Genomic DNA, 23,433 nt, shown 5'->3' with positions numbered 1-23,433 from the left:
GCGGCGAACCAGTCGTCCGGCCGTCCTGCTCATCCGTGGTACAGACACGTATTGACGGTGTGGTCGTTGCAGTACGAACAGTGCTCTACCTCGGCCATGTCGATGAAGGTGTTGTAGCCGTCGTTCCACCATGACAGCAGGTCGGGCTCGTCGCGGAACATGAGCGGCGGTTCAGCGCGGCCCTCCCCTGCGTCCTCGAAGCCAAGCAGCCGGGCGCTGTTGAAAGCGTCGATGAATTTCATGGCGATATCGAATCCGCCGTCCTCACCCGCGACCACGGCTGCGACGCGCGCGTGTGCAAGCTCGATCCTTACGTCCAGTCCTCGCATGTTTGATCTCCTCAAGAATGGCGTTCGATGGATGAGGCGACCCGGAGGCCGCCCCGGCTTACTTTTTCCCTTGTCCGACCAGATAGCCGACCAGTCCCGAAGTGATGGCGGTAACGATGCTGCACGCCCACTTCTTGTCATCGGCCGATCCTGCGAAGGCCACCACGATGCACGCGCCGAACACGATGCCGGTGATGACCAACGCGAACACGAAAAGCATCAGCTTCATCGTGCGCGCGAGCTTGGCATCAGCGGTTTCCCGCTCGCGTCGTGCCTGCGCATCCTCGTCGGTCTCGTTTCTGATCTTGAGTTCGAGCTGGTCGCTGTCGCCCCGGATCAGCTGGTCGAGATTGACCGTCCGTATATCGCCTTGGTTGTCCATCACAAGCCCTCGATCTTCGTTTGAACCTGATTGTTCGCGTCGAGCACCGCGATGGAGCAAGCCCGTGCTTGCGCCGTAACGGCTACCTCGTACAGCGCAATCGCCTTCGCGAGCACTTCGCCGGGATCGCCGCCGTTGGCGGCGGCAATGCGGTTCAGTTTCGTGTTGAGCGCGTCCGACATGGTCAGGGTGTACTCCACGCTCTGCTGTCCGGCTTGGCCGACCATTTTTCGTTCCTCGTCAATGAACGACATGCAGGGCATCGGCGCTGCCGACAGCGGCGGCGAGCTTGAGCGGATCTGCGTTCTCGGCCGACGAGTAAAACTCGATCACCAGATCCTGCAATTTGGCAATGGCGCGGGCGCGCTCCGGTACGTCGCGGGTGTTGATGACAACATCGGCGAACCAGTTGCCGAACGGTTCGGCCACTTCGTACAGGAAGACACCGGCCACGTTGTCGCCGACGCACAGAATCGCGGCGGTCATCATTTGGGCCAGCGGCGCAGCGTAAGTCAGCATGTCGTGAACGAGTTCAGCATGGCCGTTGTCCCACTTCGCCAGCACAAGGCCGACGTCGTGGTCGTGCATGCCGTGGACGAAAAACGCCGACAGCAATTCGGTCATGGTCACGGGTTGCGAGGCAGAGGTATTCATAGCGGTCCTTTCGGTTGGTCATCGGTCACTACAGGTACAATTATAGGCCCCTAACTATTGTACGTCAATAGTTTGCTGTTGTATTGCGGGGCTTGCGTTTTACCTGCGGATACCGGAACCTGGAGACCTCGGGCCGGGTGTCGGGGCCGGAACAGGCCCTGACGGTGTTGATTGCTCGCTCGATCAGCCAAGAACCCAGCGCAGGACAGGCCTGCCCCAGAGTGACACCGTGTACCTATCGCCTCGGAGGCACGGTCGCTCGCCAGCGGGCGCCGTCATGGACACCCCGCAGGCCGCATGCGGAGCGCAGCCGAAGGCGAGCACCGAACGGGCGAGGAGTGCCTTGACGGCATAGCCCGCCGGCGTGCGATCCTGCCGGAGAGATGGGCGATAGGTACGCGGTGTCACGGCGCCTGGTCCGTAGCGGCGTCGAAGCCGGGTTGTGTTCCCTCTTCTTCACTTTCGCGCGCGAAAGTGCTGACTTCACCCAGGCGCAAGCCTCTGGACAGCCAAGCGGCCCAAGCCGCGCGGACGGTCGACCCGGTCGACCGGGAGGGCAAGCGCAGCGCGCAGCGCCGCCAGGCGCGGAGGCGTCAGGGATGGAAGCCCGAAGGGGCGAGACCGCGCAGCGGGCTCGATGCGCAGCACGAGAGCCCGGTCCCGCAGGGAGACGCCCACCCCTGCGGAGAGGACGCCACCCAGGCCTGCCCGTCAGCCGATATCGTCAACCAAGCGCGAACGCGACTGCGCCATGCGCGTCAGGCGTTTCTTGGCGATCTCGAAATTGCCCTTGTCCAGTTCAATGCCCGTGCAATGGCGGCCGCACATCATCCCCGCCGCCAATGTCGAACCAGACCCCATGAAGGGATCGAGTACATGTGCGCCAGGCTTGGAAAATGCCTGGATCAGCGGCACGAGAATGGACAGTGGCTTTTGCGTGGGATGCAGCTTGTTGCCGGTGTAGGCGCCCCAGTCGATCACGTCGCCGATGACATTGGCTGGCTCGGGCTGCCCCTTTACGAGCAGGTAGGCGGATTCGTGCTGGTAGCGGACGAGCCGGACCGAGGAGCTATAGCGTTTCGGGAACGTGATATGGCCGCCGATCCTGAAGCCGGCGGCTTTCCATGCGGCGAAAAAGCGGTCGGTCTGGTTCCAGCCGTAGAAGCTCAGGCAAAAAGCGTCCTGGGCGAGCACCCGGTAAATCTCGCGGAAAGCCGGTTCAAGCCACTTGTCGTTGTCATCATTCGCGACGGAGCGCCCTGAGCGATCCCGGTATCCGACGATGTAAGGCGGATCGGTCACCACCAGATCGAACGACCGGTCGGCATACTGGGGCAGCAACAGCGTGCAGTCGCCCTGGTGAACCGCGAACTCGGAAGCCGTCTCGCTGCTGTCGTTGGCGGCGGGCGCGTTAGTGCCCGCCGCTGGTTTGCTGGGCTTTGCCGTGCCGGCATGCGAGCGCACCGGCGCGCTCGACGGCTGGAGAAAGGTAGGGGTGGCGATAAGGTGATGACCGAACAAGTTCATGATTGGCTCCTTGGAATGATGGTAGAAGGGTTGCGTCGCTCTCGCGGCGTCTGCTCACGCCACAAAAGCCAGTGCAGGATTACCGCACAAGTACATTCTACCAAAGCAAACTATTGAAGTGAAATAGTATATTTCAATTTGACGACGAACCCGAGTTACCGGAACTTGGGGCCTCGGGTCGGGTGTGGGGCCGGAACGGGCCCCACGACGTTGGGGTTGCCGTTCGGTCGAGCAGACAGACAGGAGCGGCGCGCAGGCCAAGGCCGGAACATCACCGTGTACCCGTAGCCTCGAGGCCGGGGTGGCGAAGACGCGGGCGCGGTCATGGACACCCCGCAGGCCGCAGCGGAGCGCAGCCGTAGGCGAGCACCGAACGGGCGAGGAGTGCCTTGACCGCATAGCCCGCGGCGCAGCCATTCTGGCTGAGGATGGCGAGGGTACCAAAGGTGGCGTGACCTGGCGCAGAGCGTGATCGAAGTGGGCTGTTTCGTCCCTTTGCCTCGTTCCCGCCGCCGTGCGGGAACGCCGACTTCCCCAAGGCGCAGCCTCTGGTATGGACGGCCACGGAGCGACGACGCCCGGTCCAGCGACGACCTGGTCGGCGCGATCGGAGCGGGCTGTTGCGTCCCTCCCCTTCGTCCCCGCCTGATGGCGGGAACGCTGACTTCCCCCAAGGCGCAGCCTCTAGCATGGATGGCCAGGAAGCCGCAACGCCCTGTCCGGCGCCGACCTGGTGGACGCGGCCGGAGCCTGGCTGTTGCGTTCATCCGTTTCGTTCCCGCCGTCGGGCGGGAACGCCGACTTCCCCAAGGCGCAGCCTCTGGTCCGAATGGTCAGGGTGCTGCCACGTCCGGGTCGGCGCCGACCAGGTCGAAGTGGCCGGAGACAGCTGTTGCGTTCCATCCCTTCGTTTCCGCCATCGGGCGGAAACGCTGGAACCGCCAAGGCGAAGCCTCAAGAATCCGGCGCGCGCATCCCTGGTGCGTCCAACGAGGACGAAAAAAAACCGCCCGGAGGCGGCTCTCGCACCGATGGGCGGCCATCCTCACACGCCGGTGACCTCGGCCACCACGCGTCGTTCGGCATCCACGATGCCGAGATGCTGATTGTTTCGCTTCGCTTCCGAAGCAACGCCATACAATGCAAGCCCCTTAAGCAGGACTTCTTCTGGAGTCGCCCCGTTGGCCTTGGCAAGATGGCCGAGCTTCTCGTTCAGCCCGGGCGACAGGTCCAGTATCATGCTCACCGGATTTTCCATCAGCAACCTCCAAAGTTTGTTCCGTCAACAGATTCTACGCCAATTTCGCTGCGCGTTGAGGCTCCCGCGCAGCCAGCAACCGTAGTAGTTCAAGGTGGAAGCGCTCGACGGCGACCGCGCTCGGCCAGGGTTGCCACGGCGCGCACCGATATATCTCAACCAGGGGATCGTGCTTCAGCACCGGTTCGTGTATACCGAGGACGTTGACAATCTCGTACTGGGACCATCCTGCACAATACAGCGCCTCGGACGCGGCGCACGTCACGTCCGCACGTTTGTGCTCGGCATAATCCTCGTCGGTCCAGGCAGGGAGCCGGTACCGGTCTGCAACCGCGTCGCTCAGGCGCTCTGTTACCTCCCGCAGGGCGTCGCCCAGGAGCGGCTTGAGCTTGCTGATGGGGTCGAATCCGAGCAAGCCTTCCTCGGCGTCGTGCAGCAGTTCGCGCAGCTGCTGGTCGACCGTCAGCGGCGTGGCCGACCATTGGCGGCGCAGCTCGAGCACGGCCAGCGAATGCTGGGCGACGGAGAGCGGTACCGGATGCATCGATTCCCCACCCCAGCGGTAGACACGTGCGAGGCGTAGCGACAGGTCGTAGTCGGTCCATGCATGCGGATCGGGGTTGGCCAGGTCGATGCGCTGCCCCTAAGGGAGACGCATCCAGGCACTGGCTCGTTGTTCGATGGCGTTCATATTCGGTTGTCCTATAGAGGCGGATCGGTAACCCGGCCCGCCTTGTGTCAAGTTACGCGGTCACTTCCTCATCCACTGCCACTGCCGGGTCGGACTGTTCGGCGCTATGCACCGTGGCTTCGGTGACTCCGCCGTCTACCGGTGCCGCCGATTCGGCGGCCTGTTCCGCTGCCTCTTCCCCACCGTCTTGCTGCACCTCGGCTGGTGCCGGGGTCGCCGGGACTTCCTCGACCGGGGCACGCAGCATGGCCGGGAGCCAGCGCGTTCCGACAAGTTTCTGCTCAGCATATTTAGCAGCTTCGCCTTTCTTCATCTTGACAATCGGCATGCCGGTGCCGGGACCGCAGGCTTCTTCGACAGCGGCGATGATCGAGTCCTTGGAGACGGCGCTGAAGTACGACGCCTCGGTCGCGGTCCAGTAGTCGGCGACGTCGATCTGCAGGGCGCTTGCGATGTCGACGCCGTACTGGGTCGCAGCGTTGCCGGTAGTGGCGTCGAGCGAGAGGGCCACGCACAGGGCGAACAATTCGTGAAGGTCGGCAGCATCGAGCGAAAGCAGCCAGCTGAATTCCTCCGATGCTTTGGCCGGTACCCGTGCCCGCCACGCTTCGATCCGTGCCTTGATCTCGTCACTGGCCCGCATGCCTTTCAGGTCTGGAGCCTTGTCGTGGAGGCTGTCCAGCGACGAGTGGCCGCTGATCTTCAGCGCATCGCGGTCGATGTAACGATGGCGGCGGGTTACCGCTTCCAGCAGACGGTGCACAGTCGCCGCCATGGCGACCTCGGGACGGTTCATCATCACAGCCTGCATGACCGCCGTCCGTTGGGCCGACAGTTGCAGGGCCAGCCGTTCCGAGATTTCCGGGCGCTCTTTCTTGGCTGGCTGGATTCCCATACCGGTCACGCTGCCCGACGCGGTCGCGGTACTGGAGACGGTCGTGGCCGGGATGCCCGATGCCATCGATGCCGAGCCGTTCGCGCAGTCGGACGCGCCTTCCTCGGGCTCGGCGCGGCGCATCAGGCCGCGCACGATTTCGACGCCGCCGCGTCCGTCGAGCGCGACGATGATCCCGCCTGCGGCGCGCACCTCGTCGGCATAGGTGACGAACGACGCCTTCAGGGCCTGAATGCTGGCACTGAGGCGCTCGATTTGCTCCTCGGCGTCGTCGGCCTCGCGCTGCAGCGCTTCTGCGCGCGACTCGGCCACTTCCGCACCTTCTGCCTCTTGCTCGTCGGCGTCCGGGTCCTCGTCGACGGCCAGCTGGTCGAGCGTGTCATACAGGCTGTCGCGCTTTTCGCTGAAGTGTTCCAGTTTCGCTTCCATTTCGGATAGCTGCGCCTGTTCGGCCTCGGAAGGCTCCCGGCGTTGCGGCGTTGCCAGTTCGAACTCGGGATGCAGGCGGCGGTCGTAGGATTCCGCGACATCGGACCACGACCAGCCTTCAGCGGCGGCGGTCTGGTCGGCAATGGCGCGCAGCTTGTCGAAGGCCAGCTGGTGGAGCAAGGCGAGGTCTTCCACGAAGCCGTCGCCGGTGTCTGCCGAGAACAGGTCTTCGGTCACGACACCACCGGCTTGCCTGTACTGGTCGAGGCCGACGAACATGACCAGCGGGTCCTTGCTGCCGAGCGATTCCTGGGCGAGCTTGTTGCGGATATACATGGCGGTCCTGTAGTAGGACGGCAGCGCATTCCACACCTGAAGCTGACGCTCCTGATCGGTCGTCCTGCAGAATGCGCGGACTTCCTCGACGCCCATCTGGCCATTGCGGTACAAGTCGAGTAGTTCGGGATGCAGACCGCCGAGGCGCATGCGCTGCTTGACGGTACGAACATTCACGCCGAAGTGCGCGGCGATGGTTTCAGGGGCTTTGCCCTCGTCAACCATTGCCTTGAATGCCACGAACTCGTCCGCTTCGTGCGGCGCGGTGCGGTTCGCGTTTTCGACCAAACTGATGGCAATTGCGTCGCCCGTCGAACGCAGGTCGCACTTGACCGGAAAATCCTCCGGAACGAGGCCGCGCTGGACCAGCAACTCGATGGAGAGGTAGCGTCCGGCACCGGCGATGACACCGAATTCCGTGCCGCTGCCCTGCTCCGGGATCACCTGCAGCCGGTTGAGCAGGCCATAGGCCATGATCGAGGCGGCGCGGCACTCGATATCGGCCATGCTGTGCGGTTTGATCCGGGTGTTCTTGCGGCTGATGTGCAGCTTGTTGAACGGGATATCGACCTCGGTGCTGGCCGTGCCGATGACGGATTGCGGGAAGGTCGGCTGGTCTGCGAGATTCATGGTTGGCTCCTTGGTGAGATGGTTGGTACTACGAAAAAACCGCTGACGCGTCTGCTCACGCGTGCGCGGCGATACGAGCGGGCCGCGTGGTTTGCGGCACGGCGTCGTATTGCTGTAGGGCTGCGTCATAGTCCTGCAGCCACGAATCATGTTCCCCGTCCAGTACTGCCTCCGGAGCGCGGGTAATGGGCGCGCCGATGTAGCGCACGCAACCGGGGTCCGGCTCAAAGCAAAAGCCGCCGCGCTGCTTTACGCTGTCGTACCAGCTGCGGATGCGGCCACGGATCGCCACCTCTTTCCCCTTGGCGAGATACTTGAGGTCGCTCTCGGCCTGTTTGCCGTAAGTCGTGATAGGGATGAAATCGGTCGTCGTCTGGATGTTGTCGCCGTTGCGGAACTGGTGGTCGACCGCGACGACATAGAAGGCCGTGGTCACGCCGCCGCCAGTGCGTCCGCGACGGACATCGTTGACCAGATTGCCATGGATGCGAAATTCGTTAGCGAAACTCATTTGCCCCTCCATCAGTTCAGTTCATGTGTCAATTATAACGCGAAAAACTATTGTTCTTCAATAGTTTGTGTTGCGTGTTTGATGTTGCGCATCTCGCTGAGATACCGGAACCTGGAGACCTCGGGCCGGGTGTCGGGGCCGGAACAGGCCCTGACGGTGTTGATTGCTCGCTCGATCAGCCAAGAACCCAGCGCAGGACAGGCCCGCCCCAGAGTGACACCGTGTACCTATCGCCTCGGAGGCACGGTCGCTCGCCGGCGCGCGCCGTCATGGACACCCCGCAGGCCGCATGCGGAGCGCAGCCGAAGGCGAGCACCGAACGGGCGAGGAGTGCCTTGACGGCATAGCCCGCCGGCGTGCGATCCTGCCGGAGAGATGGGCGATAGGTACGCGGTGTCACGGCGCCGGTCCGCAGCGGCATCGAAGTCGGAGGTTGCCTGCCTCCCCTTCACTTTCGCGCGCGAAAGTAGCCACAGACGCAGCCTCCGTCTAGCCGCGCGGCCGCGTCCCGGGTGGCCTGGAGAGTGACGGCCATAGGCCGGCAGTCCCGCAGGGACCAAGCGCGGGAGCGCGCGCTCGGAATGGGCATCCCGGGTCCCGCGCAGCGGGAAGCCCAACCCTTGCCTTTCCTTGTTTTTCTTGTCCAGCCCGGTAGAATCCCTCCCTTTCACCCAGAACATATTCCGATGGGGCTTAACATCATTGGCGACCTGGTCGACGTCGACCACAGCCATAACCAGCTGCTCAACACTGGTCGTCACGGCAACCCGGTAGTCCAGCAGGTAGCGCTGGGCCAACAAGAGCTCACCGTGTATTCATCCTTCCAAAGGCACAAGGCCCCGCGGAGCATGGGTCGCGACCGCAAAGGCGACAACTGCCACCTGCTGTACGCCTTGAAGGGCAAAGATGGTCTGCGGACCTCGTTTGGTGCGATCCGGCGGCTAATGCTGCATTTCGACGCCATTCTCGAGGACATGGTCGACCAGTCGGGCGATTACGATCTGGTCGTCCCTATGCCGTCCGGACACGCGATCAGTCGGCAATTCGGCCAGCGCCTGGCGGACCGGTACAGGTGTCCCGTGCAGGAAGGGTTGTTCAGCAAGATCTCGAAAGCGCGCGCCAGAGAGCTGCTCGAGCAGAGCGATTTGCCGTCACCCGATAAGCGCAGCGTCGCAAAACGACTGGGAAAGGAAGATGGGGACTTCTCGCTGAAAGACATCCCGACCGGCTATCGCGAGCACTTTCCGCCGATCACGATCCAGGCGGAGTTGCTGCCTGCCGGCTGCACCCGCTTCTTGCTCGCCGACGATCTGCTGTCAACCGGGACCACGCTGCTCGCGGCGCAGCGGCAGATTCAGGCCGCAGTGCCGGGCGCCCAGGTCGACGCCGCCTGCTTGTTCTCGCGGGTTTGACTGTTGTCACGACTTGATGTACCATTTTCAGTACAGAGTGTGAGTGAGTCTCCCCGCTCTCTAAATCCAGATGAGACCCGCGTACGCACCCGTCATGGTCGGCTCGTAAAGGGCAGGTAGTGGCAGATTAGGCAGCGGCTAATCCCTCAATCCTCGGATTGTTGATGTTTCACCGGAGGAGCGATCCTCCACCACTATTCCAAACCCCTGGTCGCGAGACCGGGGGTTTTTCATTTGTGCCAACGAAAGCGACAGTAACAGCCAAGCGGCCCAAGCCGCGCGGACGGTCGACCTGGTCGACCGGGAGGGCAAGCGCAGCGCGCAGCGCCGCCAGGCGCGAAGGCGTCAGGGATGGAAGCCCGAAGGGGCGAGACCGCGCAGCGGGCTCGATGCGCAGCACGAGAGCCCGGTCCCGTAGGGAGACGCCCGGGAGAAACGTCGAGGTGACGCTGGCGATCGCCGCGCAGCACCGACAGCCCGCGTGCAGCTGCTGTAGGACGTCGCCACGCGAAACCTCGCGCGGGTGCTCGCGGCAGAGGGGGCATGCGGCTTGTGGCGGGTCGGTCGGCTCGGAGAGCGGGCGGCGCAGCCGCCGCTTTCTCGGGATGCCTCCGCGGCGGGCAAAGCCCAAGAGCGGGTGCCGACGCTCCGCCCCCGCCGGCGGAGATCACGGCGATCGACACGCCAGGACAATGTGACCTGCCCAGGTGGCCAGGTCAGGTGTCACGTCATTCAAACCTCGGTGCTGCCGATAAATTGTTCGCCCAGGTAAAAGTCCGCGCCGCCGGCGTCCTCGATCAGGCGCCGCCTCGCGCCTACCGCGGCGAGCAAGGTGGAATGGGTCCAGCGCGCCGCAACGGGAACGGTGTCCAAGACCCGGCCGTCGAGACTGCACACTTCGAGCGGTTTGGTATCGTGTCCCAGCAGAAGATCGGTTTCCCCGGGGCGTACGTCGGTAACGAGCATGATGTTCTCCTCTGTTCAAAACGCGTAGAAAAATACGATCAGGCGATCGGCCAGCGCCTGGCGGGCCACCGCGATAAAGGCGATGGCTTCGGCGTCCTGCTGCACGGCGTCATGGGGTTCGCAAAAAGTCACGCCCGGGAGCCCGGTCAGATTGTCGGTCCGCACGGCCTCTTCCAGGGCGTCCAGATCCTCGGCCATGAGGCGAACGCTCCATGCGTTGAATACGCTATCGGTCCCTCCCTTCTTCAAGTACAGCGTCTCCATCCAAGCGTAAACGTCACTCGGCGTCTTCCAGCTTTTCAGCAACAATGGAGCGTCGTCGCGACCAGACAAGCGGTCGTAAAAATCGACCAACAGATCATCCGGTATGGCGCCTTCAGGGTAAGTAAGCACGTTCATTTCAACTCCGAACTGGTCACGGTACAGAGATAGCTTAACATAAAATCTATTGTTTCGCAATAGTTAAACTGCTTTTCTTGAGTACTGTGGGGGCGTATCCGCGAGGCGCGCGCGGACACGTTGATATCCGGGAACGCGTCACGGGCGTAGACACTCGACCTGGTCGACCACGGCGCCGGCCGGCACATGTTGCAACGACTCCCACGCGAACGAGCGGCCCAAGCCCGCGACGCTGCTTAGCCCATGCTTCCCGTCACGAGCGTTCCTCTCGATGCGCAGCGCACGTCGAAACAGAACGGGATGGGTATCGCGCAGCCACACCACCTCGGACTTACGAGACGCCGGACAAAAGAAGCAGGCACTCTTGACGGGGACGGGCAGCCCGGCCAGGGCAATCAGGCGCAGGCATTCGACGCGGTCGATGCCCCACTCCTGGAGCGGGTACCAGTAGGCGTAGCGTGTCGCGTCGACGTGCCCCTCCCGCACTTTCTTCGCGCTGGCAGTGTCGGCCTTCCGCCGTCGGCGGCAGTCCTGCTCCCCGCTGTCATAGCCGATGGCCTTGACGACGCGCAGCCCGGCGTCCCATGCCAGGCGCGCCGGATCCCAGCCTTGCACGAAACGGTTTTGCGGTTCAACCTTGAAGACGAGACTGCACGAGTGCTTGCCGAAGGCCAGCGACGGCAGGGTCTCGTTCGCCAAGCACTTCCCTTCCAGGTTCCGGTATGGGGCGCGTTTTGGACGGTAACGCACGACAGTGACGAGCGGGAAGCCAACCGCGGCCAGCCAAGCGTTGATGATGGGCAGATAGGCATAGGTTTCGGGCTTCTCGGCGCCGGTGTCGGCGAACAGGATGAGGTCGGGCCGGATCCCCCGCCGCCACATGGCGACCAGCATGGCGGTGCTGTCCACGCCGGCGCCATACGAGACCACGAGCGGCGACCGCGCTGGGTGTTCCAGCGACGGCGCCGGGAGATGTGGCGCGCATAGTTCGGCGCGACCTCGCGCTGGCAAAATCGCACTCATGACCGCGCCGCTCCGGTTACTGCTGCAGGGCTGGCTCCGCGATCGCCGCCGGCGGCGGATCCTTGCGCTTGTCGTCCGTGATGAATACGAGGTAGCTCTGGTGGGCCGGCCCGTTACGGCGCTGAGCCGCCGTCAGGAAAGAACCGAAGACGTACTTCACGCGGTGCGCGCCGTGGATGTCGTCGGCGGGAACGGCCTTAAAGCCCCTGTAGTCGCTCGGCATATCCGCGTATTCGGCCTTGGTGAGCTGCACGAAGTCCTCCCGCGGGTAGTTTGCGGCCGGAGGGATGGCCGTCGCCGCGGCAGCTGCTGCTGCGGCCTCGGCAGTGGGCGCCTGGTATTCCTTGATTTCGTCGAGTGTGCGCACGGGGACATAACGGCAATTCGTGGTCACGCTGGTGGTCTTGCCGTCGCGCTTGTTGACGCGCATGATAGTCAGCCACTCACCGCGCACCAGGACGCGCCCGCCCGGCTGCAAGTCCACCTGCTCGGCCACCAGGCCGCCCTGAGCGTCCAGCATGGCGCGCTCGTACGCGAGGCGGTTTTCGTAATGGTCGATCCAGCGCGTCGCCCACGCGATCACCCGGGGATAATGCTTCTGGGCGGCCTCGATCACCTCGGCCAGAGTGCGTTCGGCGTACAGCGTCGGGGATGCCTTCGTGAGGGCGGTATAGGCACTTGGGCCGGTGGTCACGTCTTCACGATCGCCGTCTTTGCGCGGCAGGTACAGCTGGCAGTGGCTTGCTATCGCGATCGCCTCCTTCTCGGAGAGCCCTTCCTTGCACCAGTAGCCGAGCCACTGGATCGCCTCGTCCAGCGTGCGCTGCTGCTTGCGCCGGTCCGCTTCGATCGTCTTGATGCGACGCGCGCGTACATCCGGGCGCTCCTTGTACTTGGCGTTTGCGAGCGCGCCGGCGGCACGTTCGCGCCAATACTGCGAGCTCTCCCACATATTCACCCATTTGCGGAAACCGTTCTGGATGCGCTCGACATCCTTGCGCGCACGGCGTTCGCTGTGGTGGCCGACGAGGATGGGTTGACCGAAAGGGATATTGTCGGCGATAGCCTTGGCTGCATCGTGCGCGCGCTGGGCTCCGGCCGCGTGATTCTCGCTGCGGTCTTCGAACCGCTCCGCGCGCTGCTCGGCACGATCGACCAGGCTCGTGTCCTCGTCGCCGACCTCGCCGCACAACTCGACCAACAGATCATGGCGGGCGGGCGTCCACATCGGTGCGACGAACAGTTTCTGTTGCGGCGCCCACTTGAAGCCTGCGGCCTTTACACGCGCATAGGTGTCGTCGTCCAGCTTGGCACTGGCGTACAAGCGCAGTTTGTTGTCCTCGGGTGAATACGTGGCGGTGAGATCATGCATGATGTCGGCTCCTGGTGATGATGGTGGTTTTACAGGTGTGCTGGTCGCCGGCGTCTGCTCACGCCGGCGGGCGAAAAAGGCGAGCGGTTCAGCTCGCCAGGAAAGGTTTTATCCGCCGCATCCGGCGGGCAGTTCAGGCGTCGCAGCCATACGTGCATCCTCCATGTGGTGAGCTCCTTTCGAATAAGATCATTATAACTAACGAACTATTGACAGACAATAGTTTATTGTTGCGCGCTTGGTCTTGCGCGAAGCGCTGAGATACCGGAACCTGGAGACCTCGGGCCGGGTGTCGGGGCCGGAACAGGCCCTGACGGTGTTGATTGCTCGCTCGATCAGCCAAGAACCCAGCGCAGGACAGGCCCGCCCCAGAGTGACACCGTGTACCTATCGCCTCGGAGGCACGGTCGCTCGCCGGCGCGCGCCGTCATGGACACCCCGCAGGCCGCATGCGGAGCGCAGCCGAAGGCGAGCACCGAACGGGCGAGGAGTGCCTTGACGGCATAGCCCGCCGGCGTGCGATCCTGCCGGAGAGATGGGCGATAGGTACGCGGTGTCACGGCGCCGGTCCGCAGCGGCATCGAAGTCGGAGGTTGCCTGCCTCCCCTTCACTTTCGCGCGCGAAAGTGCTGACTTCACCCAGGCGTGAGCCTCTGGCCAAGCCAGCCAGCCCGGCAACTCGCGCGGCCACGCGCAGCACCTGGTCGCCGCATTGATCATGACGGCAAGCGCAGCGCGCAGCGCCGCCAGGCGCGGAGGCGTCAGGGATGGAAGCCCGGAGGGGCGAGACCGCGCGGCGGGCTCGATGCGCAGCACGACAGCCCGGTCGCGCAGGGAGACGTCCGGCCTGCACGACGCCGCTCAGCAGCAACAAGACCGGGAGGTATGACTGACGGATCACGCCCAGGAATGTTCGCCCCGTACGCACGAAAAAAAACCCTGCCAGTATCGGCAGGGTTTCGCATCGCTCGATCAGAACACGATCGAGATATACGTGTCGGGCTTCGCGATATTCTCAAACGGGCCGCCACCGGACCAGGCGCGCGCAACACCGCCGTAGACGTTGGCGTTGTACTCGCCGGCCGCGAGGATGGCGCGATCGAGCTTTGCGAATTCGACCTGGACCGTGCACCAGGTCGCGAACTTGTGGTTCAGCACGTTGCCTGCTGCGTCGGCGGGATGCATCTGGAACATCTGGCGGTAGGTCCAGGTGTCGTTCTTGTCGTCGCGCAGTTTGCGCAGTTCGACGAGATCTTCGCGGTCCATCGGCACGCCGCGGGGGAGGCCTTGGTACAGCTCGTCGGTATCCTCCCAGGTGTCGGGGTCGAAGCGGATATGGTCGGCTTCCATCGCCGAGAACGCGCTGAGGACCTCGCTCGACCCGCGCAGGGCCGCCAGGATTCGGGGCTCCACGATATGGTCGACGAACGCGTTTTCGTCGCGGAAGACCTGGCCGGGCGCGAGCTTCTCGAACGCCTCTAGGAACAGTGGCGCCAGTTTGGCCGCCTCGCTGGTCGGCATGCGCAGCATGTTGGCGATGCGTTTGACGCCCAGGTCGTCATCGAGGATCACGTACGGCTTGGGATTGTAGTCATCCTGCAGCAGATCCATCAGGTCTTCGCCGTGATGGGAATCCAACAGTTCTTGGCGAGTGAAATAGGTCAGGAAGGCGCCGAACATCTCTGCCGGCCAGCCGCGCGAAATCGGAATGTCTTTCGCTTTGATGATGCGATGGATGTCGAAGGCGCGGTCGCGCCAATACTTTTGCAGCACTTGCATAGTGGGCCTCGTGGACTTGAGATTAATAAGGGCTGAATATCTGCAATGAAGCTCAATGCGGGTATTCGAGTTACTTCAAAATTCCACGTTTTAACCGACAGCCCGTCGGCAGCCACGCTGGCTCCGTCTTTGACGCTGCGTGCAGAATAGCAAGGACATCATCGCCTGTCCAGCACCCGGACTTTCGCACGCGAAAGTAGACGGGTTGACGGGTTCAAGGCTCGAGGCGGCCTCGGCAACGCAGTTCGAAGGACAGCCGATCCGACCGCGGCGCAACCATTCTGAGACGAGGCCGTATCGAAGACGCGGCGAGTTTGCGGCGCCGGCCGAGCCAGCGCCCGGGGCTCAGAACAGCGGCAGAGGACCAGGCCGCAGCACACCGATCACGTAGAACACGACGTAAGCTACAGGTGAGTCGACGCCCCAGATCCGGTAGTCGACTATCAACGCCAGGACAACCACGAGGGTCATCAACAGGACGAGCTTCCAATTGCTCTTCTTCATGATGTCTGCAATGAGCGTTCGAACAGGCGGTGCTGGAGGCGCTGTTCCGGCACCGCACCTCCCGCGGCCGCGAGGGCCGGTGCTGGCGGTCTTCAGGAAGCCATCGCCAGACCCAGAGCGACGTTGCGCACCCAGATGGGCGTAGCACTTAAGACAAACGTCTCGCCCGACCAGGCCAGGAGCAAGGTGGTGCCGCACACGTCGGCGATCGCCTCGGCAGCATCGGGCGGCACCAGGTTGCCGATGTGCTCGCGCCATACGCTGTCGCTCATCCCGTCGAGGAGCAGGTATTCCTCCGGCTCGATCAGGCTTTGCAGAGCTGCCAGCTCGAGTGTCGTGAACGGCCGGTGCCAGGTGCCGTCGAGCGAGCGGATGATGGCGACCGTTTTCTCGTCCAGCGCAGGCAGCAGGTTCAGGCGGGGATCCGCCACGCTCCAGCGTCCGTTGTCGTGCCCGGCTGCGGCGCTGACGGCGCCGCTGGGAGCATTCCAGGGCACCACGCCGTAGTGGCCGCCGGTCAGGTAGGCGTCGCCGGGCTGGCGGTTCAGCGACGTTCGCGGATCGGCTACGGCGAACGCGCCCTGACCGGTGGTACTGGCGCCGATCACCGTCCCTGTCGACTCCTCGAACGCGGTCACCGCGTACTTCCCAGCGCCGTCGAAACTACTGGTCGACCTTGGATCCGCCACCGCGTAGGCGCCGGAATCGTCGCCGCCGATGACTGTGCCGGATGCGCTCGTCCAGGGGGTGACGGCGTATTTCCCGAACAGGTCGCGCTGCGGCGGTCGCGGGTCTGCAACGCATCCGCCGCCGCTGCTCGGGCCATGCCCGCTCGTTATCGTGCCGGCGGCACCGCCCCAGGGAACGATCCGGAACACGTTCTTGTGCGTCTCGGTGCCGGCCGTGCGCGGGTCGGCGACCGAAAAGCCGCCTTGGATCGGGGACCGCTGGGTCGTGATGGCTCCGGTCGCCTGGTCCCAGCCGCGTACGCCTAGCTGGCCATAGTCGCCGTCATTGTGATACCGCGGATCAGCGACGCATTGTCGAGTACCGTGCGCGCTGGACACCACGCGGGATGGGTCGGTCCAGTCTCCGACGCGCAGCTCGTTGCTGTGCTTATCGGGCCCGATGTGGCGCGGATCCGCGACGGCGAAGTTACCGTTCATCGGCATGCCGCGGCTGGTTACGGTGCCGATCGGCTTGGACCACTCGTTCACGCCCAGGACACCGCGGTGCATTTCGGGAACCAGCAGGTAATCGCGCAGGTGCCCGTTCTCGACCGCCAGACGGTTCAGGCTGCGCCAGTCGCTGCCCGCCTCGACGAAGGCCAGCCGGACCCATGTCTTGAACTGCAACCTCGGGATGCGATGCATCGGGCCGCCGGCGGCGTCGCCCGGGAACGGCATGCGGCCGAGGATCTCTCCGACGCCGCGCAAGCGCTTTTGCTCGGGCTCGTAGAGGAACGCCGGGACCTTTTCCGTGTGGCGGGCGACGAGCAAGAAACGCTTGCGGCTTTGTGCCAATCCGCCCAGCTCGCCGCAATCATGTGTGGTTTCCGCGACTGCGTAGCCGTAGCGCTGCAGCAACTGGTTGATCTGGTCGAGCAGGTGGCGGCCGCGCGTCGCCAAGCGTGGGACGTTCTAGAACACGATGAGGTCGACCGCGTCGTCGGCCCAGGCTTCGCACATGAGCCATACGCAACGCAGCGTGAGCGAGTTCAGCGCCTGGTACTTGGCGGTCTGGCTCATTTTCTCGGACAGCAGGCCGGAAGCGCCCTTGCAGGGGCTGCTGATGAAGACGATATTCGGGCGCTCGTTGCCGGCGGCGCGCCGAATGTCCTCCGGCCCTGCTTCACGCCATCCGGCCGGCGGTTCCTTGTCGTGGAAGGCGGCGTACTGTTCGCGGGTAAATAAGTCCATGACGGTGCCGCGGACGCCCGCCTGGCGATCGAAGTCCAGGATTGCGGACCGCGAAACATCGACGCCGCCAAGGCAACGGAAGCGCGCCGAGAATGCTCCGACACGCGGGCTGGCCTTGTTGAACCCCTTCGCTGCCCCGCCGATACCGCAGCAAAAATGAAAGTGGGTGATGTCCTTGACCAGGGCGCCGCGCGATGGGGACAGCAAGCGTGATGCGTGAATCGTCGATCCGTTCATATGCGTTTCTCCGTGATGATGGTAGGTTGTCAGGCGTCGCCAGCGTCTGCTCACACTGGCGGGCCGATCGGCGGAAAGAAGTTCCGCCGATAAGTACCATTATACACGAAACTATTGATACGAAATAGTTAAAAGAACGGACTTCTACGCCTTGTGTGGCAACGCGTGCTGGCTCGTTTTCTTGAAAGTTTCGCGACTCTGCGAGTGCAGGAAATCGTTAGCAATGTTGTCCGTACCTGAAGCAGCTGCCGGTTACTTTCGCGTGCGAAAGTTGAAACCGTTAGAGAGCTCGCTGGCATGCCGAACGGTTTGTGGGTACGGGTTGCTGGAGTACGGTACGAGGGATCATAGGGAGGTATACCTGACATCGTGATTCACTTGATACCGGCACCTGGAAGCCTCGGGTCGGGTGTCGGGGCCGGAACAGGCCCTGACGGTGTTGTCTGCGCATGTGAGCAGCCAGGGAAACAGTGGTGCACGGAGGGATCCTGTAGTGACACCGTGTACCTATCGCCTCGTAGGCACGGTCGCACGGCCCTGGGCGACGTCAAGGACACCCCGGAGGCCGCATGCGGAGCGCAGCCGGAGGCGAGCACCGAACGGGCGAGGAGTGCCTTGATGGCATAGCCCTGGGTTGTGCGATCCTGCCGAAGAGATGGGCGATAGGGGCGCGGTGGAACGGTGCGTGGTGGATAACGGTCTCGAAGTCGGAAGCAGAGACGGTTAGTAGAAGAGTAAATCAAAGACTAAAAGGTTAACCATGTGGATAACAGGAAAATAATGCACAGGAATCAAATACTTAGGTGGACTTGTCCGTCAGTCAAACCTCCCTGACGATGACTATTTTGTTCAATTTGAGAACGTCAAAATCCGACTTTTGAAGCGGAACCCCCTTCCCGTCAGCCATTCCTCCTGCATTTTTCGCGTCCCGTCATCCAAACCTACTGTCATTTTTCGATCCTGTCAGCCAAACCTCCATGGGGACACTATTGGACGTGTGCTGATTTGCTCATGAATTAAGCTGCCGTCAGCCAAACCTTCCTACACCTGTCACCCAGACCTCCCGCAGATCGGCCCCACCCGTCAGTCATACCTACCGTACGTTTACGACCCGTCAGCCATACCTTCCTATCGAAAATGGTCCATCTAGGTCGCCATTTTCACTTCTAGTTTCTTCTAGAAAACTCTGCATGGTCAATAAAAGTTTCTGCTGGATCTATTTTCTAAATATGGATTGATTTTTACATGCGTTGATTTAGAGCAAGTAAATTCGATCCGTCAGTCATACCTCCCGGTGGGGCGCCTTGATCGAGAATCCGTCAGTCAGACCTACCGCGAACCGTCAGCCAAACCTACCGGCAGTGGCCATCCCGTCACCCAAACCTCCCGGCGCTTCGCTGACCTGTCAGTTAAACCTCCCGCCCGCCGAGGTTGTCCACGCGAGCATTCGGTGCTGTTTTCGGGTCGGGTCAGGCCGGTGATCCAGCTTCTTCGTTTGCATCCTTGTGGCGTTTATTTGCGGCCTTTACTTCACGTACGAACGTGTGCGACGGGGTCAGAACGAACTCGACGTCTTCGAGCTTGTTCCGCGCGCCGCGTACCTCGTGGCCTTTTTCGACCTTCATGAGCAGACCGGCTTTTGTAAGTTCCTCGAAGGCCTCGACCACGGCGACCACGGCCTGGCGGGTTTCCTTATAGCCGGTCAGGAGGGCGCTATCGCGTTTGATCGTCGAGAACATCATCTTGAATTCGGTGCCAAGGGCGGCGAACGTGAACTTCATTACCAGCTGCTTGTGTATCCACCTGGATAGCTGGTTGCGATGGCTCATCAGCTGGTGGTAGTTGAACTGGCGGTAAGTGAGCGCGTCGATGGCACGAGTGACCAGGGGATGGAACTGGACTACGCAACGGGCAGAAGGGTCCGCTTCGATATCCTTGCGGCGAGCGGTCGCCATGGAAGGAAAATACGTGCTGCTGCGCAGGTGTTCGTCGCGTCCGTTGGAAGTCGTGATTTCGATGTTCGTCTTGTGCAGGATTTCCAGGCTCAGCTGGATTTCGCGGTACGACCGCGCGTGTCCTCGTCGGGCCAATTCCTCCCGCAGTTGATAGAGCGAGAAGGCGACACCACTGACGTATCCCTTCTTGTCGAAGAAGCCCTGCTGCTGGTCGGCCGCCATCTTGCGCAATGCGTCCTCGACCAGTTCCTCGGAGGCGCTTGGATAGAAGTCCATGGTCTTCCCCTTGTCGGGACCTTCGTTGATTTCGATGCGCGCCGGCGTGATCGTGGCCAGGTAATCCACCTGGTGGTGACGGAAGCCCAGCTTCAGGATCTCGAGCGTCCCATGCGCGCTGCGCATGCGGTTTTGCAGGTTGCGCGAGATGCTGTAGCGTGGAATGCTGTCCCACAGGGCAATCGTGTTCGAAAGCTTGTCTCGTTCCTCTTCGGTGTTCACCAGGAAGTTCTGGAACAGACTAAGCTGCGGGCTCTGGAACGCGTCGTCTCCGACGAGTCGGGTCGGGGACTTGCGTACGACGACTTGGCCGCGGTTGCGCGGCGCCGGGCGGGGAGCTTCTTGTTCGGACATCGAAACCTCTGCTTAGTTTGGTTGCGGGGCTGGACGAAGCGCTGCGTGCGCCTGGCGAAGTCTTTCCGCCACCCTTGCATATCGAGGCGGCGCCGCGGCCGGCCGGTATTGCGTGGCATCGACGCCGTAAGACCGGATGCGGGCTTTTGTTTGCAGGAAGCTGTCGGCCGCGCCGATCGACGGGAACACGCGTCGCTTCTGCTCGCCGGCCGCGTTGCGCGCCGCGAGCTGCATCCGGACCTGCCCGAACGTAGCCTCGATCACGTAGCCGCCTTCTACGCCCAGTACCACCGGTGCTGATAACGCGCCTGCTTCGGCTGCTTCACGAAACGTCTTGGACATGATGAGTTCTGTCATCGGATCACCCCTATTGATATCTTGGATCATTCTATCTAATGGAGTGATAAAGTCAACAATGAAGCGAAATGTCGCTGTTGGTTTTCAGAAAGGAAATTATTACAATCAAGGCAAGCGAAGCGCGTCAGGGCGGAGCCGAACGTCACGATGAGGCGGTGGGTAGATCGGGGATCGGCATGCCGATTGTCCACTGGGTGCCCAGTGGACAATCGATTTATCCACGGGCGAACGTGGGAATGGCCCGCTGCCTGAACGTACGGTTCTAGAAAGGAAACTGAGCGGAGCCACCGGAGCAAATTCCGATGATCACTCGTTGTCCGGGCTGGGTGCGTGGGTCGACCAGGTGGATCGCAGGATCGGGCGGCTTGAGCTGGCCGTGATGGACGACGCGCGGCGATAACTCGAAACCATTGCACACTCGGTGCGCGTGCCTCTGGCGGATCTGCTCGGCCGCGCGGAACGCAAGGGCAGGGTAGGGCGCTACCGCTACGCCAACCCGGCGGATCCGTTGGCGGAATCGCATGGATTGGGACGAAAGCCGATGTGCGCAGTGCGGTGGATCGAGGCTGGCAAGTCACTGGAGGCTTACGCGCCTGAGGGAGATCTGCTATGATCGCCCCATCTCCGGGGGCTTCGGCTTCTTGGTGATGATGGTACCGAAACGCCCGGCCTGCTCGCTGGGCGTTTCACTTTGTGGGTTAGCCCAGCTGAGTCTTTGCCTTGGCGACCGCGTTCACGAGGAGCTCGGTGACTTGTTCCACCTGCGATTCGTTCTTCGACTCTTTGAGCGCCTTGACCAGCTCGTCGAGCTGCAGCGCGAGTTTTTCAGGTAGATCCATGTCGAGCGACACCCATCCGAAACCTCCCTCACGATCCTCGAAGTACGCCTTTTCGATGACGCCCACGGCCAGACTGACTCGTTGAGGCGTCATGCCATGGCGGGCGGCCACCCCGGTTGGCGTGCCGCCTTCAACGAGCACTTCGCGCGCAAGCTGCTTGGCGCGTTCCTTCAGTCGCGTGCCGTCAGCCAGGCGGTCGAAGTCTTGGAGAGTCAATCGCTTCAATCTCATGTTCTAACCCTAGTCGAGGGAAAAAGCGCCGCCGAAGCGGCGTGTAAGTCAGAAACGCCAGTCCTTCGGCATTGGCGCCACCGGCGTGCGCGTCGCTGTCCAGTCGTCGGATCCCTTTGAATCGGCTGCAGGATGCAGCTTGTCCCAAAGTTCTTGCGGTTTCGCGGTCCGCAGCTCGGTGATCGTCCGCTGCAGGTAGCGCTGGGCTCGGGTTTCTCCCAGGGCGGCGAGAACCGGCAGGGCGATCGTTTGAAACAGGCTCCACATCGCCCATTCGGTCTGGTTCATGTCGGCGCCAAGTTCGCTGAGCTCGGTCTGCACGTCCTTCAGCAGACCATGGTTGGCGACGCTGTTTTGGAACAGGGCGACCATTTGGTCGAGGACCAGCGCCTGTTCATTGGTGATGCGAGGCCCTTCATCCGGCTGTGTCCGTTGCGCGACTTGGTGGTCGTGCGCCTGGCCGGTCTTGGAGGGAAGCGTTTCGCCAGCAGTAGCCGGGGTGGTAGTCAACGTAGCGCGACCACTTCCAGCATGCGCCATGGCTCCAGTCTCCCGGGCCGGCGCGGCGGGAGCGGGCCCGGCCTTGGCGGCTTGGGTCTGGCGCGGACCCGTCTTCTCTTTCGCCGGCGTGTTGCTGAGGGCCTTCCTGCGGTCGTTGCGTTGCTTCTCTTCGTCCTTCCACTCCTTCACCAGCTTGACCTTCCCCCGCACTTCGTCGCGGGACAGGGGAACGCCGTCGCGGAGGCTCTTCTCGAGCCGGGCATATTCCTGTTCGTCCAGCTGGTGGAGCTGGTTGAGGCTGTGCGCCACCTCGAGGTCGTTCGAGACGCCGTCTTGCAGCAGCTTCCGGACTGGCTCCGCGTACTTCAGCACAGCGGTGCGCTTGCTGATCCAGCCTTCCGAGCGATTCCAGATCTGCTGGGCGACTTCGAAACCATACTTTTCGACGTCCTCGGCAACACCCATCGCTTCGTCGAACGCAGTGATGTCCTCGCGTTCCATGTTTTCCGAAACCTGGATGCGGCGGATTTCCCACGCTGACAAATTGTGCTTGACCCGGGCCGGTACCGTTTTCAGTTCGTTCGCGTAGGCGCCGCGGATGCGGTATTCGCCGGCAATGAGGTCGTACCGGCCGTCCGGCTTCGCGTGCAGGACAAGTGACTGATTGATGCCCTGGGCCGCAATGGACGCGTTGATCGACGCTTGTTTCACCGGGTTGAACTGGGTACGCACCTGCGGATTTATGTCGATCAAGTCGACAGGGATTTCCTGATCACCCCTTTGCGTGGCACTTTGCACGACACCGGCAAAAGCCTTCAGATTCATATTCGATTTGGCCATTGGTTACCTCTTACAAGCCCATGCGATTTGCGATGCAGGCACAAACTGCCATCATTTCCTTGGCCGCGACACTGCGGCTCATAGTACCGGCTTCGGTGCGCCACACCGGACGGTCTTTCGCGACATCGATGGCCGCGCGTTCGTAAAGTTCTACCGGCAAGACGCCATCGCCCCAGGTTTCGCGCATTTCCTGCAGCGTAGTACGGTGGAATGCTCGTTTTTTGTCGATTTGGTTAGGAAGCACGCCGAGCGAAGCCAGGCGCGGGTTGGTCCCGCGCTCGGCGACGCGGCGTACATTGGTGAAGAAGCCCATCAGTCCCTCGACGGCGTCGCGATCAGGCTTACAAGGCGAGACTGCGAAATCCGAGACGGACAACGCGACGACCAGCAGGCCTGATACCGACGGTCCCGTGTCGATGATTGCAACATCGTAGTCGTTGGCGAGCGCGGCAAAACGCTCCTGGCCTGTCGCTACTACCGCGTCCAGATCCGCACGCTCGACGTCCAACATACCGGCGTCGGCGCCGATGAGGAACGCGTTTTCTCCCACCTGCAGCGGTTGTGCCACGTTATTGGGCGTGAACAGGCCAGAAGCCACCAACGCGTCTTTGGGCAGCGCCGGCCGTCCAAAGTCATCCTCGGGCAACTTGATCCCGTTCGCTGCTGCCATGTTCAGCATCGTTCGCGTGAAGTTGCCTTGGATGTCCAGGTCGATCCCGAGGGTTCGCTTGCCCTTTTCAACAAAGTGCCAAAACTGGTGCCTGGACGTGGTCGTTTTACCGATACCGCCTTTTTGATTGGCAAAAGTTACGCTTTTCATCATCATG

The 23,433-nt window shown here is 62.5% G+C and carries 21 protein-coding genes and 1 pseudogene; 1 reads left to right on the top strand and 21 read right to left on the bottom strand.

Features of this window, described 5'->3' with window-relative positions; genetic code table 11:
• Positions 1–29: 29 nt before the first annotated feature.
• The 9 genes from AM586_RS27705 to AM586_RS27665 form a co-directional block, all read right to left on the bottom strand.
• Positions 30–329 carry a hypothetical protein gene (locus tag AM586_RS27705; protein WP_047824892.1) on the bottom strand — a complete coding sequence of 100 codons (300 nt, stop codon included), beginning with the start codon at positions 327–329 and terminating at the stop codon, positions 30–32.
• 58 nt (positions 330–387) lie between these two features.
• Positions 388–711: a hypothetical protein gene (locus AM586_RS27700; protein WP_052233914.1), complete on the bottom strand. Its 324-nt coding sequence runs from the start codon at positions 709–711 to the stop codon at positions 388–390.
• The gene (locus AM586_RS27695; RefSeq protein ID WP_156328195.1) at positions 711–965 is read right to left on the bottom strand and encodes a hypothetical protein; all 255 of its coding nucleotides are present in this window, start codon (positions 963–965) and stop codon (positions 711–713) included. Before AM586_RS27695 ends, AM586_RS27700 begins: the two co-directional genes overlap by 1 nt.
• The gene (locus AM586_RS27690; RefSeq protein ID WP_162600622.1) at positions 952–1,365 is read right to left on the bottom strand and encodes a hypothetical protein; all 414 of its coding nucleotides are present in this window, start codon (positions 1,363–1,365) and stop codon (positions 952–954) included. Before AM586_RS27690 ends, AM586_RS27695 begins: the two co-directional genes overlap by 14 nt.
• 711 nt (positions 1,366–2,076) lie before the next feature.
• The gene (locus AM586_RS27685) at positions 2,077–2,892 is read right to left on the bottom strand and encodes a DNA methyltransferase (protein WP_082439902.1); all 816 of its coding nucleotides are present in this window, start codon (positions 2,890–2,892) and stop codon (positions 2,077–2,079) included.
• Between the two features lie 1,045 nt (positions 2,893–3,937).
• A complete protein-coding gene (locus tag AM586_RS27680) occupies positions 3,938–4,150 on the bottom strand; it encodes a hypothetical protein (protein ID WP_047824889.1) in 213 nt (70 codons plus the stop codon).
• A 34-nt stretch (positions 4,151–4,184) separates the two neighbouring features.
• On the bottom strand, positions 4,185–4,694 hold the full coding sequence (locus tag AM586_RS27675; protein ID WP_307164173.1) for a phosphohydrolase: 510 nt from the start codon (positions 4,692–4,694) through the stop codon (positions 4,185–4,187).
• Between the two features lie 199 nt (positions 4,695–4,893).
• Positions 4,894–7,131 carry a ParB/RepB/Spo0J family partition protein gene (locus tag AM586_RS27670; protein WP_047824888.1) on the bottom strand — a complete coding sequence of 746 codons (2,238 nt, stop codon included), beginning with the start codon at positions 7,129–7,131 and terminating at the stop codon, positions 4,894–4,896.
• Between the two features lie 55 nt (positions 7,132–7,186).
• Positions 7,187–7,642: a single-stranded DNA-binding protein gene (locus AM586_RS27665; protein ID WP_162600621.1), complete on the bottom strand. Its 456-nt coding sequence runs from the start codon at positions 7,640–7,642 to the stop codon at positions 7,187–7,189.
• 686 nt (positions 7,643–8,328) lie between these two features.
• On the opposite strand from AM586_RS27665, the gene AM586_RS27660 reads away from it, so the two are divergent.
• Positions 8,329–9,054 carry a phosphoribosyltransferase gene (locus AM586_RS27660; protein WP_156328194.1) on the top strand — a complete coding sequence of 242 codons (726 nt, stop codon included), beginning with the start codon at positions 8,329–8,331 and terminating at the stop codon, positions 9,052–9,054.
• A 732-nt stretch (positions 9,055–9,786) separates the two neighbouring features.
• On the opposite strand, the gene AM586_RS27655 is transcribed toward AM586_RS27660, so the two are convergent.
• The 12 genes and pseudogenes from AM586_RS27655 to AM586_RS27605 form a co-directional block, all read right to left on the bottom strand.
• Positions 9,787–10,020, bottom strand: coding sequence for a hypothetical protein (locus AM586_RS27655; RefSeq protein ID WP_047824887.1), 234 nt, complete (start codon positions 10,018–10,020; stop codon positions 9,787–9,789).
• 15 nt (positions 10,021–10,035) lie between these two features.
• A complete protein-coding gene (locus AM586_RS27650; RefSeq protein WP_052233912.1) occupies positions 10,036–10,419 on the bottom strand; it encodes a hypothetical protein in 384 nt (127 codons plus the stop codon).
• 138 nt (positions 10,420–10,557) lie between these two features.
• The gene (locus AM586_RS27645; protein ID WP_197416436.1) at positions 10,558–11,328 is read right to left on the bottom strand and encodes a phosphoadenosine phosphosulfate reductase; all 771 of its coding nucleotides are present in this window, start codon (positions 11,326–11,328) and stop codon (positions 10,558–10,560) included.
• A gap of 130 nt (positions 11,329–11,458) precedes the next feature.
• Positions 11,459–12,814: a DUF3560 domain-containing protein gene (locus tag AM586_RS27640; RefSeq protein WP_052233910.1), complete on the bottom strand. Its 1,356-nt coding sequence runs from the start codon at positions 12,812–12,814 to the stop codon at positions 11,459–11,461.
• 972 nt (positions 12,815–13,786) lie between these two features.
• Positions 13,787–14,593 carry a hypothetical protein gene (locus AM586_RS27635; RefSeq protein ID WP_047824886.1) on the bottom strand — a complete coding sequence of 269 codons (807 nt, stop codon included), beginning with the start codon at positions 14,591–14,593 and terminating at the stop codon, positions 13,787–13,789.
• Positions 14,594–14,938: 345 nt separating this feature from the next.
• Positions 14,939–15,097, bottom strand: coding sequence for a hypothetical protein (locus AM586_RS28525; RefSeq protein WP_156328193.1), 159 nt, complete (start codon positions 15,095–15,097; stop codon positions 14,939–14,941).
• A 92-nt stretch (positions 15,098–15,189) separates the two neighbouring features.
• Positions 15,190–17,253 (bottom strand): annotated as a pseudogene (locus tag AM586_RS27630) (DNA cytosine methyltransferase).
• A 1,469-nt stretch (positions 17,254–18,722) separates the two neighbouring features.
• Complete coding sequence (locus AM586_RS27625) at positions 18,723–19,838, bottom strand: hypothetical protein (RefSeq protein WP_047824885.1); 1,116 nt, start codon at positions 19,836–19,838, stop codon at positions 18,723–18,725.
• Positions 19,839–19,850: 12 nt separating this feature from the next.
• Positions 19,851–20,225 carry a hypothetical protein gene (locus AM586_RS27620; RefSeq protein ID WP_156328192.1) on the bottom strand — a complete coding sequence of 125 codons (375 nt, stop codon included), beginning with the start codon at positions 20,223–20,225 and terminating at the stop codon, positions 19,851–19,853.
• A gap of 668 nt (positions 20,226–20,893) precedes the next feature.
• Entirely contained in the window at positions 20,894–21,265 is a 372-nt protein-coding gene (locus AM586_RS27615; RefSeq protein ID WP_047824883.1) for a TrfB-related DNA-binding protein, read from the bottom strand.
• 48 nt (positions 21,266–21,313) lie between these two features.
• On the bottom strand, positions 21,314–22,606 hold the full coding sequence (locus tag AM586_RS27610) for a ParB/RepB/Spo0J family partition protein (RefSeq protein WP_047824882.1): 1,293 nt from the start codon (positions 22,604–22,606) through the stop codon (positions 21,314–21,316).
• A 10-nt stretch (positions 22,607–22,616) separates the two neighbouring features.
• Complete coding sequence (locus AM586_RS27605) at positions 22,617–23,432, bottom strand: ParA family protein (protein ID WP_052233907.1); 816 nt, start codon at positions 23,430–23,432, stop codon at positions 22,617–22,619.
• Position 23,433 lies beyond the last annotated feature (1 nt).

It is taken from the genome of Massilia sp. WG5 (genome assembly GCF_001412595.2).
Lineage (GTDB): Bacteria > Pseudomonadota > Gammaproteobacteria > Burkholderiales > Burkholderiaceae_D > Telluria.
The sequence above is the reverse complement of the archived record's forward strand: the minus strand, read 5'-3'. Positions and strand labels throughout refer to the sequence as shown.